Here is a 16,748-nt window from a genome sequence, read left to right on the forward strand (position 1 = left end):
GGATGTCCTAGTTGTTACAGGCGGAAACCAGACACCGAACTTCTCAAGTCGGTCGCCAAGGTAGCCAACTGCCCCACTTGGGCGGCGGTCGTTTCAGTACCTTCCGTGGTTTGCTCAGTAATCTTCAGAATATCCGTCATCGCTTGCGCAACTTCCTGCACCATGTCGGTCTGCACTTGAGTGGACACCGAGATCGAGCTCACCAGATCGGACAGTTCCTGTGTTGCGGTTTCAATTTCCTTCAGCACCTTACCGGCCTCATCGGACAGCTTGGCACCTTCCACCACACCCTGCGTACTCTTTTCCATCGCGGCCACGGCCTCTTGGGTATCGCCCTGAATGGTCTTCACAATCACACCGATCTGCTTAGTCGCATCAGCGGAGCGTTCCGCCAGTCGCTGAACTTCTTCCGCCACCACAGAGAAGCCGCGCCCCGCCTCACCGGCAGAAGCCGCCTGAATCGCCGCGTTCAACGCCAGCACGTTGGTCTGTTCGGTAATGTCCGAAATCAGGTCCACAATTTCACCAATCTGTTGCGAGCTTTCGCCAAGGCGTTTGATTCGCTTAGAGGTTTCCTGGATTTGCTCACGAATTGAATCCATACCTGCGATGGAGTTCTGCACCGCCTGGGAACCTTGTGTGGTCACTTCCTGAGTGCGACGCGCCACGTCGGCAGACTGCGCCGCCGAGGAGTCCACCTCCTGAATCGATTTGGTAATCAGTTCCACCGCTTCACCGGCCATCTGAATCTCGTCCGACTGTTTCTTGGCAGCGTCCAGCAGGCGGCGGGTAATCGGCTCAGCTTCTTGTGTCGCCTGCGCCACTTGCTCCGCAGTATCCGTAATTCGCTGCACCAGTTGCCGCAACTCGTCCACGGTATAGTTCACCGTATCGGCAATCGCACCCGTAATCTCTTCCGACACTGTCGCGTGAATGGTCAAGTCACCGTCGGCCAAGTCACTCAACTCGTTCATCAGTCGCAACACTGCATTCTGGCTTCGTTTATTGGAGGCCTCAGCATCTGCCGCACGGCGACGCGAGTCATCCAGATAGACCTTACCCAACAACAGCAGGGTCACCACCAGCGCAACGGCGGATAAGGCCAGAAGGTAGGAAGTAAGCCGTCCCGACAAACCACCTTGATAGGCGGAGTCCAGCACTTCAGCCTGCTCCAGCAACTTATCCGAGTCAGTCACCAAGGCCCGGCCAGAGGTCTTGGAGGTTTCCAGTGCTTGCGCTTGGCTCACCAAGGCTTCCACCGACACCTGATAGGTAGCGAACAGATCCCGCACCTTTTCTGTGAGTGGGGTACTGGGGAAGGTAGCCATCAAATCTTCCGCCTCGATGGTATCAATACCCAGTTGCGCCACCATTTCTGTGGTCACGTTAGGCGCTTGCAAGGCCGCCGCACCTTTAGCAACCCGCTCCGTCAAAATCGTAAAGCGCACCGCGCGGTCTTTGTTGCCGCCATCCGCGCGCGACACCAACTGTTCAACTGCATCGCGCATCGCGGGGGATTCCGCTTCCAACTGAGACACGGCACGACCCACCGTCACTAGACCGGTACGACCATCTAGCAAGGCTTGTGCATCAACCAAGGTCTTTTTGCCGGTGACTAACAGCGCATCCAACGGGGCACGAGCTGCGCCGGACGTTGCAGGCAGACCTTCGCCCCCCTTGTCCAACAAATCGAGGGTCGCGGCGAACTGATCTCGCGCCACGCTCAGACCATCGAAACCTTCCACGTCACCCGACAGCGCCAATTCGGACTGATTCGACAGGCGCTGCGACAACATCAGCAACTTACCCGAACCTTCAATGTAGCGCGCACCGTGCGTAGCAGCTCGGTTATCCATAAACACCATCAACAGCGTGAACGCCAACACCCAAAGTAGGGTAGAACCCAGCAAACGCAACTGACGGGCAGCAGGCAGATTGCCAATGAGCGGTATCGCGAAATCGCCGAATAGCCCCGCCGCCTGACCCGCACCGCGTTTGAGCAACTCTGAACCTGCACTGGGTAATTTGATCGCCATGATGTTTCTTTCTCCGACTGAATGCTAGTTTTCGATCTGTAAAAAATCCGGCCGCCCGAGCAGGCCCCTCATATCCAGCTTGCGCCAGACCTGACCTTGCTCGTCGGTAAAACTGACTTGCCCATCCTGCTCAACACGGCGCCATTGGTGCGAGTTACGCAGCCCCATCACCCGTGAAACGACCAGTGCGGTGCTGTAACCATAACGCGCAGCCACCAGTAAAGCGCGGCTCGCTCCTTCACGTGGTGTTTCGCTTTGCTGTAGAAAGTCGTCCATATCTACCAAGCTATATAGGTTACCCCGCACGTTAGCCAAGCCCCAGAACCAGCGCTTAGTCAGCGGAACCTCGGTCAACGCAGGTACCGGCAATACTTCGCTGATGTCGGACATTTCCACCAGCCAATGCCATTCGCCTATCTGCACGCCCAATGTAGTCGCGCGCTCGCCCGCTTGGCCGATAGCCTGCAAGCGATCAATTACGCCCTGCTGGAATTCTCGCAGACTAAGACGCTTGGCAGCCATACTTTAGCCCAGCGAAGCGATCTTGCTCATCAAGTCAACGCCGCTGACCGGCTTGACCAGATAATCCTTGGCACCTTGGCGCAGCCCCCAGATCTTGTCGGTTTCCTGCCCCTTGGTAGTGCAAATGATGACGGGTATGTGTTGAGTGTCAGCATCGTGGGTGATGGCGCGAGTCGCCTGAAAGCCGTTTTTGCCAGGCATCACCACATCCATCAGAATGAGATCCGGCTTTTCGGATTTGGCCTTGAGAATGCCAGAGTCGCCATCTTCAGCAAAAATGACATCGAAACCTTGTTTGGTCAGCAGTTCGCCGAGGAAATGGCGCTCGGTAGCGGAGTCGTCCACGACCAGAACTTTTTTGATTGCCATGATTTTTGTCTTTCCTTAATTTGCAGTGACAGGTTGAGTATAGTTGACGACGGCGTCAATCAAGGTCTCTTTGCTGAATGGTTTGATCAGATACAGATCAGCGCCGACCAATTTTCCGCGCGCACGATCAAACAAGCTATCTTTGCTCGTCAACATCACGACCGGCGTCTTCTTGAACTGCGGATGACTTTTGATCAACGCGCACGTCTGATAACCATCCAGCCGGGGCATCATCACGTCCACAAAAATGATGTCAGGTTTACTGTCCACCACCTTGGCTAGACCGTCGAACCCATCCTCGGCTAGAACAACTCTACCGCCGGCACGGGTGAGGAATATCTCCCCGCTACGGCGGATGGTGTTGCTATCGTCGATCAGTACTACACAGACACCAGACAGGGGCGATTTTTCGCTCACGTGCCGTTCTCCCAGACTGAACTATCCCTGATTATAAATAGACCCAGATTGCGTCAGCTTCAGGGCGCAGACAATATCTCAATTCGACCTGCTTGTGAACCGTTTTAACGCCGCCAGAAAGCAGGGGTGAACAAGATCAACAAGGTGAATATCTCCAGCCGACCGATCAACATGCCAAAGGTACATACCCATGTCTGGAAATCGGATAAACCTTGATAATTGCTAGCTGGCCCGACGACACCCAATCCTGGACCGCAATTATTGACCGAGGCAAGCACCGCGGTCAGTGATGAGATAAAGTCTAGCCCACTGATCAGCAATATGAACGTTAACGTCGCCAACGTCATGAAATACAAGAAAATAAAGCCCAGCACAGAAAACACAATGCTATTAGGCACCACTTGACCGCCGATTTTCATCGGATTCACCACTGCCGGATGCAGGAGATTGAGGAATTCTCGTCCGGCCTGCTTGACCAACACCAGCGTACGCATCATCTTGATGCCGCCCCCCGTCGAACCGGAACTCGCAGCAATCGCAGTGAGGAACATCATCCACATCGGCGCAAACATGGGCCATTGTGCGTAATCTACGCTCGCGTATCCTGAGCTTGTGGCAATCGAAACCAGATTGAAGGTGGCGTGACGCAAGGCAACTCCAAACTCTGGATAAACTCCCTGCCACCACAAGAAAATAGCAATACCCAAGCAACTAGTGAGAATCAACACCAGCGAACCCACGGCCTCCGCATCACGCAGATACACTTTGAACGTCCTGCCATGCCACGCCAGAAAATGCGTGGCAAAGTTCAGCACCGCGATCAGCATGAACACGATAAGAATGAACTCGATGAGCGGCGAATCGAACCAGCCTATGCTTGCATCATGTGTAGAAAAACCACCCAAGCCCATTGCGGAAAACGAATGACAGACGGCATCAAGCCAACTCATACCCGCCCATTTCAGTAGCCCGACACACGCCAGAGTGATGCCCACGTACACCACCCACAGGTTACGTGCCGTATCCGCGATGCGGGGTGTAAGCGCCGAGTCTTTCATTGGGCCCGGCGTTTCGGCCTTGAATAACTGCCGACCACCCACCCCCAACAACGGCAGCACTGCCACTGCGAGAACGATGATCCCTAAGCCGCCTATCCAATTCAGCTCATGCCGCCAGAGATTGATGGCGGGCGGCAGATTATCCAGTCCGACCAGCACCGTCGCGCCGGTCGTGGTCATGCCGGACATCGTCTCGAAATAAGCATCCGTGAACGACAGGCCGGGTAACAACATCAACAAAGGGATGGTGGCAAAGGCGGGCATCGCCGCCCACATGGTCGCGACCAGCAAATACCCGTGGCGTATAGACAGTTCGCCCTTAAAGCGGCGAGTCGCCAGCCACATCAATGCGCCTGCCATAGCAGTCCACATGATTGCCAACGCAAAGTCCGTCATCATGGCTGAATCGCCGTAAATGAAGGCCGTCGCTAGCGGCAGCAGGTAGGTGAGACTGAATACCACCAGCAGCAAACCCAGCGCATGTATGACGGTAAGCGCCCGCTTCATCAGAAAAACCCGAGGCTGACCTGAAACAACTTCTCGACCTTCTTCACCATCTTCTTATCAACGACAAAGACGATCACATGGTCTTCTGCTTGAATCGCCGTATCGTGATGAGCGATCACGACTTCCTCGCCACGCACGATGGCACCGATGGTCGCCCCCTTGGGCAGATCGATCTCATCGATGCGCCGACCGACCACGGACGACGACTTACGGTCGCCGTGGGCCACCAGTTCCAGCGCCTCCGCCGCACCGCGCCGCAAGGCATGCACTGCGGCAACATCGCCTTGCCGAACATAAGCTAGCAACGAACCGATGGTGACTTGGGCGGGCGACAACGCGATGTCGATCTTGCCGCCCTGCAACAGATCAACGTAAGCACTGCGATTGATGAGCGAAATCACTTTGCGCGCCCCGGCCTGCTTGGCCAGCAACGCCGACATGATGTTGTTCTCATCGTCGTTGGTCAGCGCGCAGAACACATCGACCCCGCCAAGATTCTCCTGCTGCATCAATTTCTCGTCGGTGCCATCGCCGTTCAATACCAGCGTTTTGGACAAGCTGCTGGCGAGGCGCTCACAGGCCTTGCGATTGAATTCGATCAACTTCACCTGATAATTATTCTCCAGCGCCTTGGCCAGCCGGAAGCCGATATTGCCTCCGCCGACAATGGCGATGCGCTTGGCCGGCTTATCCATGCGACGCATCTCTTTTAGCACGCTGCGGATGTTGGCCGTAGCCGCGATGAAAAAGATCTCATCTCCATCCTCAATCACCGTTGAACCCTCGGGGCTGATGGGATGTCCTTGTCGGAAAATCGCGGCGATACGCGTTTCAACTAGCGGCATGTGCTTACGCAACAAACTGAGTGGCTGGCCGACCAGCGGGCCGCCTTGGAACGCACGTACCGCCACCAGCGAAGCCTTGCCATTAGCAAACTCCAGCACTTGTAGCGCTTCGGGAAATTCGATCAGTTTACAGATGTACTCGGTCAGAATCTGCTCAGGGCAGATGGAGAAATCGACACAGAAGTTATCCGCGCTGAACACCTCTGCTCGATTGAGGTAATCGGCGGCGCGGATCCGGGCAATGCGTGTCGGTGTGTTGAACAGACTGGCAGCCAGCTTGCACGCGACCAAATTGACTTCGTCACTTTGCGTCACTGCCAGCAGCATATCTGCATCAGCGATGCCCGCCTGCTCCAATACCGAAGGATGAGAAGCACTGCCACAGACTGTGCGCAGATCGAATCTGTCCTGCAACAGCTTCAGCTTCTCAGCATCCGTATCCACCACCGTGATGTCGTTGGATTCACTAACAAGACTTTCCGCCACTGTAGAACCGACTTGTCCGGCACCGAGTATGAGTATCTTCATGGGTTCCTACTGAACTAATGTTGCGCCCGTATCCAAGCTTTCCATTCGTCGAACAGTTGCGCATCCAAGGCGGCAATGGCTGAACGCTGCCAGACCGGACCTTGAGCAAACTCATCATGCTCCAGACACGCAGCGTGACCACCCGCCTCTTGCAATATGAGTGAGCCAGCAGCGTAATCCCACAGCTTTTGCCCGCCATGCAGATAGGCATCAAAACGTCCAGCGGCGGTGTAACACCAGTCCAACGTACATGCCCCGAAGTTACGCTGAGAGCTGAACGGCGGTTGAGTCGCGATCTGATTCGCCAGTCGCGTATCCAGCCGCTTCAGATCGACGTTGGCCAAGGCTGCCGATAACGTATGCGCAGTAGCTCGGCTCTGCAAACGCTCACCATTTAGAAATGCGCCCTTACCCAGCTCCGCTGCAAACGCCTCTTCGCCCACCGGATCATAGACCACACCCAGTACGCTGCGACCATTGCGAATCAGCGCCACCGAAACCGCAAAATATGGCAAGCCACGCACAAAGTTGGACGTGCCGTCGATCGGGTCGATGCACCATAGACCGCTCTCCAATCCTTGCGCCCAATGTGCTTCCTGCTCAGCACGGTCCATTTCCTCGCCCACCACAGGCACATTGAGGATAGCTTGCAACTTGCGCGTTAGCGCCTCCTGAGAGGCAATGTCGGCTTCGGTACACAAACTGCCGTCACTCTTACGCTGATGAGCGACTTTCTTGTAACGCGGCATGATCTCTTCCGAGGCGACCAGCTTCACAGCGGCGATCACCGCTTTGAGCGTGGCGCTCATGCCTGTGGGGGTTCGGGTCATACCTCGTCTTTCCATTTGATCGAGCATCCCATACTAGCTAATTGTTCACGTGGCCCTAGTCCAGTCTGAGCAACTTGCCGCATCGCATTGAACAGATCGCGCTCGGCATCCGGCGCCGCTTCCTTGCGCGAAGCATCGAGTCGTCCACGGTATTGCAATTCGAGTTTGGCATTGAAACCAAAGAAATCGGGCGTACACACCGCACCGTAATCCTTGGCGATCTGCTGCGTCTCGTCGATGACGTAGGGGAAGGGGTAACTGTACTGTTCGGCCACTAGTTTCATGTTGTCGAACGAATCCTCGGCATAATCGGCGGGATCATTGGACATGATGGCGATCGTATTGATGCCGAACTGCTGTAACTCGCGCGTATCGCGGATGATGCGATCACGGATGGATTTGACATAGGGGCAGTGATTACAAATGAACATCACCAGCAGACCGTTCGGGCCGCGCGCCGATTCCAACGTGTGATATTTACCATCAATGCCCAGCAGGTTGAACTCGCGCGCCTTCCAGCCAAAGTCGCACAAAGGGGGTTGCAAACTGACCATTCCTTAACTCCTGACAACGAATCCGTGGCCGGTATATTATCACGCCCACCCATTCCTACCAGTCGCCGCCATGCCTCGTTTCTACTGTCCTCCGCCCCTGCCGCAAGGCGACCGCTGCGAACTTCCACCGGAGGCAGCCCACCATGCCAGCCGAGTGTTGCGTCTGCGCTCAGGCGACGCAGTGCAGATCTTCGATGGCGCGGGCAACGCCTTGGATGCCCGCATCAGCGAAATCAACGGCAAGCACGTGTGGCTGGAAGGTTTGCATCCGCTACCGCCCGAGGTCGAGCAGCCGCTAGTTATCGAACTGGCACAGGCCATGAGCAGCAGCGACAAGATGGACTGGGTGGTGCAAAAAGCCACCGAGCTGGGAGCAGCGCGCATCCAGCCCGTCCAGACCCAGCGCAGCATCGCCAAGCTGACCGCCGAACGTGCCGAGAAGCGCAGTGAACATTGGCGCGGCGTGATCCTCGCCGCCTGTGAGCAGTGCGGCCGCAACCGATTACCAGAGATCCATGCGCCACAGGAACTCAGCCATTGGCTAGCCCAAGTGAAGAACGAGACTTGCGCCAAATTCATCCTACTTCCAGATGGCGCGACCTCGCTCACTGCCCATGCCAAACCACAGGGACGCATCATGCTGCTGATCGGACCGGAAGGTGGCTTCAGCCCGGACGAAGCGCTGATGGCTCAACAAGCCGGCTTCGCTCCCATCCTACTCGGCCCGCGTGTGCTACGTACCGAAACAGCCGCGATCGCCAGCATCACCGCCCTGCAAGTCCTATGGGGTGACTTTGCCCCTCTCAACAATTAACCTCGAGAATTGCCATGCCCTACGTCAACATCCGCATCGCGGGAACTTTGAGTCGAGAACAAAAAGCGCAGATTGCCGCCGAACTCACCGACACATTGGAGCGCGTCGCTCTCAAACCGGCGGCTTACACCTATATCACTTTCGACGAAGTCGCAGACGAGAACTGGGCGATCGCTGGTAAGTTATTGGACGAAGAGTCACTGTAAATTTTCTCTAAAGAAATCGAAAGACTAGCCGATGAAACAGGTGCAATAAGGCGAAGTTCAAGAAGGAGGAAACATCATGGCTATCAGTTCAGTGACATCCGGCTACAACAACGTAGTCGCCGATGCCCAAGCGCAGGCTCGGACTCCGCGCGTTCGTGAAGTAGAGAGTGACGGTGATAGGGATGACAAGCGCGCCAAGGCAGCACAGGTAGCGGCTCAGCCAGTTCAGCCCACCGTCAACACGTTGGGGCAAACGGTAGGCAGCGTCATCAACGTACAAGCGTAGTCGCTCGGCGACGGCAACAGGCTCCCACGATGGGAGCCTGTTTTATTTTGGCTGGCGATCGTCGGTACACTGTTTACTCCGCACCACAAAATAGATCACCGGGATCACCAACAAGGTCAGCACGCTTGAGGTCACCATGCCGCCCACCATAGGCGCAGCGATGCGGCGCATCACTTCCGAGCCGGTGCCGCTGCTCCACAGAATGGGCAACAGCCCCGCCATGATGGCGGTGACGGTCATCATCTTGGGGCGCACCCGCTCCACCGCGCCTTCCATCACCACCGCATAGAGGTCGACCACGCTGGCGACCTTGCCTTCCGCTGACCGTTGCGCCGTGATGCGCTGCCAGGCCTGCTCCAGATAGATCAGCATAACCACCCCTGTCTCCGCCGCCACCCCGGCCAGCGCGATAAAGCCCACCGCCACCGCGACGCTCAGGTTGTAGTCCAGCAGCCACAGCAGCCACACCCCACCGACCAGCGCGAACGGCACCGACAGCATGACGATCAGCACGTCGGAGACGCGGCGGAAGTTGAGGTAGAGCAGCACGAAGATGATGAACAGCGTCAGCGGGATGACGATTTTCATCTTGGCCGCCGCACGTTCCATGTACTCGAACTGCCCGCTCCAGCTCGCGTAGTAGCCGGGCGGGAACTTCACCTCTGTCGCCACCGCCGCCTGCGCCCGTTTCACATAGCCGCCCAAATCGCTCTCCCGTGTATCCACGTAGATGTAGGCCGCCAGTTGCGCGTTCTCGGTGCGAATGGACGGCGCGCCGCGCACGATCTCCACCCGAGCCAACTGGCCAAGCGGGATCTGCGCACCCTGCACGGTGGCGATCAGCACTTCGGCGGCGATGCGCTGCGGCGAATCGCGCAGTTCGCGCGGGTAGCGCACAGTCACGCCGTAGCGCTCGCGGCCTTCCACCGTAGTGGTCACGGTCTCGCCGCCCAGCGCGCTGGCGATCACGTCCATCAGCTCACCCACGCTCAGGCCATAACGCGCCAGCGCCATCCGGTCCGGCTCGATGTCAAGGTAATAGCCGCCGGTCAGCCGCTCGGCGTAGGCGCTGGCCGTGCCGGGCACCTTGCGCACCGCCGCCTCCACCTGCCGCGCCAGCCGCTCCAGCTCGGCCAGATCGCGCCCGTACACCTTGATGCCGACCGGCGTGCGGATGCCGGTGGCCAGCATGTCCAGCCGCGCCTTGATCGGCATGGTCCAGGCATTGGCTACGCCGGGGAACTGCAAGGCCGCATCCAGCTCGGCGATCAGTTTGTCGGTGCTCATGCCGGGTCGCCAGTCGGCCTGCGGCTTGAGATTGATGACGGTCTCGAACATCTCCAGCGGTGCGGGGTCGGTAGCGGTCTGTGCCCGTCCCGCCTTGCCTAACACCGACTCCACCTCGGGGAAGGATTTGATGATGCGGTCCTGCGTCTGCAACAACTGGCGCGCCTGCGTCACCGACATGCCCGGCAGCGAAGCGGGCATGTACAGCAACGTGCCCTCGTTCAAGGTCGGCATGAACTCGCTGCCCAATCGGCTGGCCGGATACACCGATACCAGCAGCACGGCCAGCGCGCCCAGCAGCGTCGCCCGCTGATGCGGCAACACCCAGGCGATCATCGGACGGTAAGCGCGGATCAGCACGCGGTTGAGCGGGTTCTCCGCCTCGGGGCGGATGCGCCCCCGGATGAACAACAGCATCAACACCGGCACCAGCGTCACCGACAGCAAAGCCGCCGCCGCCATGGCGAAGGTCTTGGTGAACGCCAACGGCGCGAACATCCGCCCTTCCTGCGCTTCCAGCGTGAACACCGGCAGGAAAGAGACGGTGATGATGAGCAGGGAGAAGAACAAAGCCGGGCCGACTTCGCGGGCGGCGGCAAGGATGGCCTGCGCCCTGTCTCCAAGCGACGACACATTTCCCCCTTGGGAAAAGGGGAGCGAGGGAGGATTTGAGATATTGGAGAGTGCCTCGGGCGCAAACCCCTCCCCATCCCTCCCCTTGTCAGGGGAGGGTGCGCTGACTCCTCCCCTGACAAGGGGAGGCCGGGAGGGGTTTGCCTCCAACCGCTCCAGATGCTTGTGCGCGTTCTCAATCATCACTATCGCCGCGTCCACCATCGCGCCGATGGCGATGGCTATGCCGCCCAGACTCATGATGTTGGAGTTGATGCCCAGCGCGCGCATGGCGATGAAGGCCAGCAGCAGGCCGACCGGCAGCATCAAGATCGCCACCAGCGCGGAGCGGGCGTGCATCAGGAACACCAGACACACCAGCGCCACGATCAGCCCTTCTTCCAGCAGCGTGTGTTTGAGCGTGGTGATGGCGCGCTCAATCAACTCGGAGCGGTCATACACCGTCTGGATACTTACGCCGTCCGGCAGCCCGGCGGCGATCTCGCCCAGCCGTTGCTTGACGTTGGCGATGACCTTGAGCGCGTTCTCGCCGTAGCGCGCCAGTGCGATGCCGGACGCGACTTCGCCCTCGCCGTTGAACTCGGCCAGACCGCGCCGTTCGTCCGGCACCAGCTCCACCCGAGCGATGTCACGCAGCAGCACCGGCACACCTTTCTCGCTCTTCAGCGCCAGCATCTCCAGATCGGCCACGCCGCGCAGATAGCCGCGTCCGCGCACCATGTATTCGGTCTCGGTCATCTCCAGCGTGCGTCCGCCGACATCGCGGTTGGAGTCACGAATCACCTGCGCCACCCGCGCCTGCGGGATGCCGTAAGCGCGCAACATGAGCGGATCGACCGTAACCTGATATTGCTTCACAAAACCGCCGAGGGACGCGACCTCGGCTACGCCCTGCGCCTTGGTTAACGGGTAGCGCAGCGTCCAGTCCTGCAAACTGCGCAGCTCGGCCAGCGTCTTGTTCTTCGCCAGCAGCGCGTACTGATAGACCCAGCCCACCCCGGTCGCATCCGGCCCCAGCGTCGGCGTAACCCCGCCCGGCAGCCGCGCTGCCGCCTGATTGAGATACTCCAGCACCCGCGAACGCGCCCAGTAGATGTCGGTGCCGTCCTCGAAAATGACGTAGACGAAGGACGCTCCGAAGAACGAAAACCCGCGCACCACCTTGGACTTGGGCACCGCCAGCAGCGCCGTGGTGAGCGGATAAGTCACCTGATCCTCCACCACCTGCGGCGCTTGTCCGGGGAACTCGGTGTAGACGATCACCTGCACGTCGGAAAGATCGGGCAGCGCGTCGAGCGGCGTTTTGATGACGGCATAAGCGCCCGCCAGCACGATGGCCAGCGTCGCCAGCAGGATCAGCAGCGGGTTGCGGGCGGACCAAGTGATGAGATTATTGAGCATGTTGATGCTCCGCGTGCTCGCTCCCTGATGAGGCGGGTTTCGTCGGCGAGGTTGAGCGATGTTCCACATCCCGTTCTCCACTTTCGCTGGCGGACGCGGGGGCGAGGGTCGCATTCCCCAGCGCCGCCCTCAACCCGCTCTCCGCATCCAGCAGGAAGTTGGCCTTCGTCACCACCTGCTCTCCCTCAGCCAAGCCATCCAGCACCTCGACGAACTCCCCGTCGCGCCGCCCCAGCCTCACTGCGCGCGGCTCGAAGCGGCCTTCCGCCACTTGCACCAGCGCCAGTTGCCGCACACCGCTGTCCAGCACCGCCGAGAGCGGGATTCCCAGCACCGGCGCAGCCTGGCCGGTGGCGAGTTCGACCTTGGCGTACATCGCCGGGCGCAGTCTGCCGTGCGGATTGGGTAGTTCGACACGCACTTGCACGGTGCGGGTCTGCGCGTTCAGCACTGGCGAGATGAAGCCGACCCTGCCGCTGAACACCTCGCCGGGATAGGCATCCAGACTCACCTTGGCGGACTGGCCGACGCGCAGGCTACCCTGATCCTGCTCGGCCACCTCGGCCTGCACCCAGACGCTGGACAGGTCGGCGATGCGGTACAGCACCTCGCCCGCCGCGAAGCGTGCGCCGTTGAGAGCGCGCTTCTCCAGCACCACGCCGTCTATGGGCGAACGCAGCACGCGGTTGGCCATGCCGTGGGCGAGATGGGCGAGGTCGTCGTCGCTGATCTCCCAGTTGCGCAGGCGCTGGCGGGTGCTGGCGGCGAGGTCGGCCAGACCGGATTCCTGCGCCAACTGGTATTCGCGCAGCGCGCTCTCCAGTTCCGGGCTGTACACCTCCAGCAGCGGCTGGCCGCGCCGCACCGCCTGACCGGTGGCGTTGACGTGCAACTGGCGCACCCAGCCCTCGAAGCGCGGGGCGATGAGTTGCTGGCGGCGCTCGTCCACCTCGATCACCGCCGTGCTGCGCAGACTGCTCGCCAGTGGTCGCAGCGCTACCGCCTCGGTGACCACGCCCAGCTTCTGCACCTTGTCAGGACTCAGCACCACCGTACCGGGCGTGGTCGCCTCGTCGGCGTACACCGGCACATAGTCCATGCCCATGCCGTCCACCTTGGGCACCGGCGAGGTATCGGGCAAGCCCATCGGGTTGCGGTAGTAGAGGATCTTGCGCTCGGCAGGCGCAGCGACTTTTTCCGCGACGGGGACTTGCTGCTTGCCCCAGAAGTATCCAGCGCTGCCAGCGAGAGTGACCGCGACGACAGCAGCAAGTAAAGATGTGGCTCTCATAGCTGTTCTCCGATCAGGCGTTCGATCTCCGCCAGATGTATCTGCTGGGCGACCTCTGCGTTGAGCTCGTCCAACCGGGCTTTTTGCAGTTGGCGACGAGCATCCAGCAAGGTGGCAAAATTGACCTGCCCACTTTGATTCCCTGCCAATGCACCTTTGAACGCCAGCTCTGCCAATGGCAAAATGCGCTGATGGGTAAGCTCCTGCTGCGACCGCGCACCTTGCAAAGCCGAGAGATGCTCTCGTAGCTCGCCCAGCAAGCGGGTCTCGACGGCCTGCTGCCGTGATTGGCTGGCAGCTAGCATCTCGCCCGCTTCATTCTGGTGAGCGTGGTGGGCAAGACGTTGCAGCGGCAGGGTGAATTCCAGCATCGCATCCACGCTGCGGATGCCGTTGCCTCGTTGCACTGGGGCGATGCCGAGGATGAAATCCGGGCTTAGGTTGCGTTGTACCAGTTCGACGTTGCGCTGGGCCAGGTCGGTCTGCGCTACCTGTCCGGCCAGTTGTGGGTTGGCTGCTCGTAGTCGTTGCTCCAAGTCGGCTTCGTTCAACTTGGCAGCGCTGGGCAGTACGGACAAGGCTTGCGGAATTTGCAAGGGTGCGCTGGCGGAACGATTCAGCAAGGCGTTGATGCGCGCCTGCGCCTGCGCCAGATCGGTTTGTAGTTGCAATCGCTCGGATTGCTGCGCGGCCTGTTCCAGTTGCGCCCGCACCAGCTCTTGCTGCGTCGCCGCGCCCGTCTCATAGCGCGACTGCATCAGTTTGGCAGCACTGTCGGTGAAACTGCCTAGCTCCGCGTTCAGCGCAAGTGCACGATAGGTCTGGTAATACTGCGTAAAGACCAGCGTCACCCGCGCCCGCAACTCGGCACTTACCGCGCGTTGTTGCGCTTCGGCCAGCACCGCTCCGGCCTGCGCCGCTTGCTTCTGTGCGTCTCGCTTGCCCCAGCCGGGCAGCGGCTGTAACACGGTGTACTTGGTTCCGTCTGTCCGGCTCGGGTCGAACGGCACGCCGCTGCGATTCAGTCCTGCCCATTCGATACGCAGACTGGGGTCAGGCAGCGCGCCCGCGGCCTCCGCACGTTGTGCCGCGCCCGCCGCTTCGTGCCGCATGGCGGCCAGTTCGGCACTATCCTGCTCCAGCCATTGCAACAGGCTGCTCAGCGTCGCACCAGGAACAGTGTCATCCGCCCATGCGCATGGCGTCAGCAGCAGCGACAGAAAGATTAGTTTGATTGAGTTGCCCATATCGATTCTCCAAATAAAACCACGCCAAACGGCGACAGAAAATCAGTGCGCGACAGTGTTCCACAACAGCGGAAGCCTCAGCCGCGCGGGCATGCTAATTCAGGAACGTGCAGAAACGGATGGGGATGGGAGGGTCGCTATTGAAAGCGAGAGGTTCAAATCGAGCTTTAGGCAAACTGGTCGCCAGTGTTTCCAGTTGTGGCACTACCAGCACCGCCACGCTGACCGGTGCCGCTAGCGTCACAACATGCTGGTCGGCGCTGATCTGGTCAGACTGCGTGCAGTGGGACAGGCAGGCATTGGCGTTAGGGAGTTGGTCTTCATGCTCATGGCAGGAATCCATCGCCATGCCGTCCGCCACCGTAGCCGAAGAGAACGCATGGACCGCACTGGCATCGGGCGTCACGCAGGCGTTCGCCGCCACGACCCCTTGGCCGAAAAGCACCAGCCCCAGCATCAGCCGAGCCAGCCATTTCATCGTGCGTTGTGTGATTCCCACGTCGTCTTGTCCACAAGTAGTGCAATTCACTATAAACGATGCCACAATTCAGAGCAATCATCTATCCACTGAGAACCCCATCATGCCAGCAAGTTCCACAGGACGCAGCGGTTTCGTCAATTGGTTCCGTTCCGTTGCCCCGTACATCAACGCCTTTCGCGGCAAGACCTTCGTCGTCGCCTTCGGCGGCGAGGTGGTAGCGGATGGTAAATTCGTTGAGCTGACGCACGATTTCAACTTACTAGCTGCTCTCGGCATCCGGCTAGTGCTGGTGCATGGCGCTCGTCCCCAGATCGAGCAGCATTTGTCGAAAAGCAACATCGGCGACCACTATCACCATAACATCCGCCTGACCGATGCCGCCACCATGCAGTGCGTGAAGGAGGCCGTCGGGCGGGTGCGTTTTGAGATCGAAGCGTTGCTATCGATGGGATTGGCGAACTCACCTATGGCTAACGCCGACATCCGCGTAGCCGGTGGCAATTTCATCACCGCACAACCCATTGGTGTCATCAACGGCGTGGACTTGCAACACACTGGCCGTGTGCGCAAGGTCGATGTCGCGGCCATCCGCGACCGCATGGAGTTTGGCGAAGTCGTGCTGCTGTCGCCGATCGGCTACTCGCCCACCGGCGAGGTGTTCAACCTCACCTTGGAAGATGTCGCCACCCGCGTCGCCGTCGAGCTGGATGCCGACAAGCTGGTGTTCATGATGGATACCGATGGCGTGTTCGACGCGACTGGCGTGCTGCTGCGCGACCTCACCGTAGGCCAAGCCAGCGCGGTGTTGTCATCCGGCCAGCCGCTCACCGACGATGCCGCGCTGTTCCTGCCTTGCGCCGTGCGCGCCTGCGAAGCCGGCGTAGCGCGTACTCACCTCATCAGCCGCCACACCGACGGCGCGCTGTTGCAAGAGCTGTTCACCGACGAAGGCATCGGCACCATGGTAGTGGAGACTACGCTCAACACCCTGCGCGATGCCACCATCGAAGATGTCGGCGGCATTTTGCAACTGCTGCAACCACTGGAAGAGGACGGCATTCTGGTGCGCCGCTCGCGCGAATTGCTGGAACGCGAGATCGAGAAATTCGTGGTGCTGGAGCATGACCACCGCATCATCGGCTGCGCCGCACTGTACCCGTTCACCGACGAGCAAGCAGGCGAACTCGCCTGTCTGGCGGTGCAACCCTCGTGCCGTCGTCATGGCTATGGCGATGCGCTGCTCAAGCACATCACCTCCGAAGCGCTAGCACTCGGACTACGGCGGCTGGTGGTACTGACCACCCGCACCGCGCACTGGTTCATCGAACGCGGCTTCAAGGAAGCCGAGGTATCGCAACTGCCCGCGCAGAAGAAGGAGCTGTACAACTATCAGCGCCGCTCCAAGGTGTTCGTCAAGAATATCCGGTAAAATCTGC

The 16,748-nt window shown here is 59.5% G+C and carries 16 protein-coding genes; 4 read left to right on the forward strand and 12 right to left on the reverse strand.

Annotated features, from left to right (window positions below):
• Positions 1-14: 14 nt before the first annotated feature.
• From OYT1_RS12415 to OYT1_RS12450, 8 genes are all read right to left on the reverse strand, one after another.
• Positions 15-2,036 carry a methyl-accepting chemotaxis protein gene (locus OYT1_RS12415; protein WP_062626525.1) on the reverse strand — a complete coding sequence of 674 codons (2,022 nt, stop codon included), beginning with the start codon at positions 2,034-2,036 and terminating at the stop codon, positions 15-17.
• Between the two features lie 24 nt (positions 2,037-2,060).
• Positions 2,061-2,558, reverse strand: coding sequence for a chemotaxis protein CheW (locus OYT1_RS12420; protein ID WP_062626524.1), 498 nt, complete (start codon positions 2,556-2,558; stop codon positions 2,061-2,063).
• Between the two features lie 3 nt (positions 2,559-2,561).
• Positions 2,562-2,927 (reverse strand): response regulator transcription factor, encoded by a 366-nt coding sequence (locus tag OYT1_RS12425; protein ID WP_062626523.1) that lies wholly within the window; start codon positions 2,925-2,927, stop codon positions 2,562-2,564.
• 15 nt (positions 2,928-2,942) lie between these two features.
• On the reverse strand, positions 2,943-3,344 hold the full coding sequence (locus OYT1_RS12430) for a response regulator (protein ID WP_062626522.1): 402 nt from the start codon (positions 3,342-3,344) through the stop codon (positions 2,943-2,945).
• A 104-nt stretch (positions 3,345-3,448) separates the two neighbouring features.
• The gene (locus tag OYT1_RS12435) at positions 3,449-4,909 is read right to left on the reverse strand and encodes a TrkH family potassium uptake protein (RefSeq protein ID WP_062626521.1); all 1,461 of its coding nucleotides are present in this window, start codon (positions 4,907-4,909) and stop codon (positions 3,449-3,451) included.
• Complete coding sequence (gene trkA / locus OYT1_RS12440) at positions 4,909-6,282, reverse strand: Trk system potassium transporter TrkA (RefSeq protein ID WP_062626520.1); 1,374 nt, start codon at positions 6,280-6,282, stop codon at positions 4,909-4,911. Before trkA ends, OYT1_RS12435 begins: the two co-directional genes overlap by 1 nt.
• A gap of 14 nt (positions 6,283-6,296) precedes the next feature.
• Positions 6,297-7,112 (reverse strand): inositol monophosphatase family protein, encoded by an 816-nt coding sequence (locus tag OYT1_RS12445; protein ID WP_232013189.1) that lies wholly within the window; start codon positions 7,110-7,112, stop codon positions 6,297-6,299.
• Complete coding sequence (locus OYT1_RS12450) at positions 7,109-7,666, reverse strand: thioredoxin family protein (RefSeq protein WP_062626518.1); 558 nt, start codon at positions 7,664-7,666, stop codon at positions 7,109-7,111. The genes OYT1_RS12445 and OYT1_RS12450 overlap by 4 nt, the downstream gene beginning before the upstream one ends.
• Positions 7,667-7,736: 70 nt before the next feature.
• Between OYT1_RS12450 and OYT1_RS12455 the strand changes: the two genes are divergently transcribed.
• The 3 genes from OYT1_RS12455 (at position 7,737) to OYT1_RS12465 (ending at position 8,972) form a co-directional block, all read left to right on the forward strand.
• Complete coding sequence (locus OYT1_RS12455) at positions 7,737-8,480, forward strand: 16S rRNA (uracil(1498)-N(3))-methyltransferase (RefSeq protein ID WP_062626517.1); 744 nt, start codon at positions 7,737-7,739, stop codon at positions 8,478-8,480.
• Between the two features lie 14 nt (positions 8,481-8,494).
• Positions 8,495-8,686, forward strand: coding sequence for a tautomerase family protein (locus OYT1_RS12460; RefSeq protein WP_062626516.1), 192 nt, complete (start codon positions 8,495-8,497; stop codon positions 8,684-8,686).
• Between the two features lie 76 nt (positions 8,687-8,762).
• Positions 8,763-8,972: a hypothetical protein gene (locus OYT1_RS12465; RefSeq protein ID WP_062626515.1), complete on the forward strand. Its 210-nt coding sequence runs from the start codon at positions 8,763-8,765 to the stop codon at positions 8,970-8,972.
• A 42-nt stretch (positions 8,973-9,014) separates the two neighbouring features.
• On the opposite strand, the gene OYT1_RS12470 is transcribed toward OYT1_RS12465, so the two are convergent.
• From OYT1_RS12470 to OYT1_RS12485, 4 genes are all read right to left on the reverse strand, one after another.
• Entirely contained in the window at positions 9,015-12,293 is a 3,279-nt protein-coding gene (locus OYT1_RS12470; protein ID WP_062626514.1) for an efflux RND transporter permease subunit, read from the reverse strand.
• Complete coding sequence (locus OYT1_RS12475; RefSeq protein WP_084611971.1) at positions 12,283-13,584, reverse strand: efflux RND transporter periplasmic adaptor subunit; 1,302 nt, start codon at positions 13,582-13,584, stop codon at positions 12,283-12,285. Before OYT1_RS12475 ends, OYT1_RS12470 begins: the two co-directional genes overlap by 11 nt.
• A complete protein-coding gene (locus OYT1_RS12480; protein ID WP_062626513.1) occupies positions 13,581-14,831 on the reverse strand; it encodes a TolC family protein in 1,251 nt (416 codons plus the stop codon). Before OYT1_RS12480 ends, OYT1_RS12475 begins: the two co-directional genes overlap by 4 nt.
• A 94-nt stretch (positions 14,832-14,925) precedes the next feature.
• A complete protein-coding gene (locus OYT1_RS12485; protein WP_172588559.1) occupies positions 14,926-15,330 on the reverse strand; it encodes a hypothetical protein in 405 nt (134 codons plus the stop codon).
• An 82-nt stretch (positions 15,331-15,412) separates the two neighbouring features.
• On the opposite strand from OYT1_RS12485, the gene argA reads away from it, so the two are divergent.
• On the forward strand, positions 15,413-16,741 hold the full coding sequence (argA, locus tag OYT1_RS12490; protein WP_062626511.1) for an amino-acid N-acetyltransferase: 1,329 nt from the start codon (positions 15,413-15,415) through the stop codon (positions 16,739-16,741).
• Positions 16,742-16,748: the final 7 nt, after the last annotated feature.

It is taken from the genome of Ferriphaselus amnicola (assembly GCF_000974685.2).
GTDB lineage: Bacteria > Pseudomonadota > Gammaproteobacteria > Burkholderiales > Gallionellaceae > Ferriphaselus > Ferriphaselus amnicola.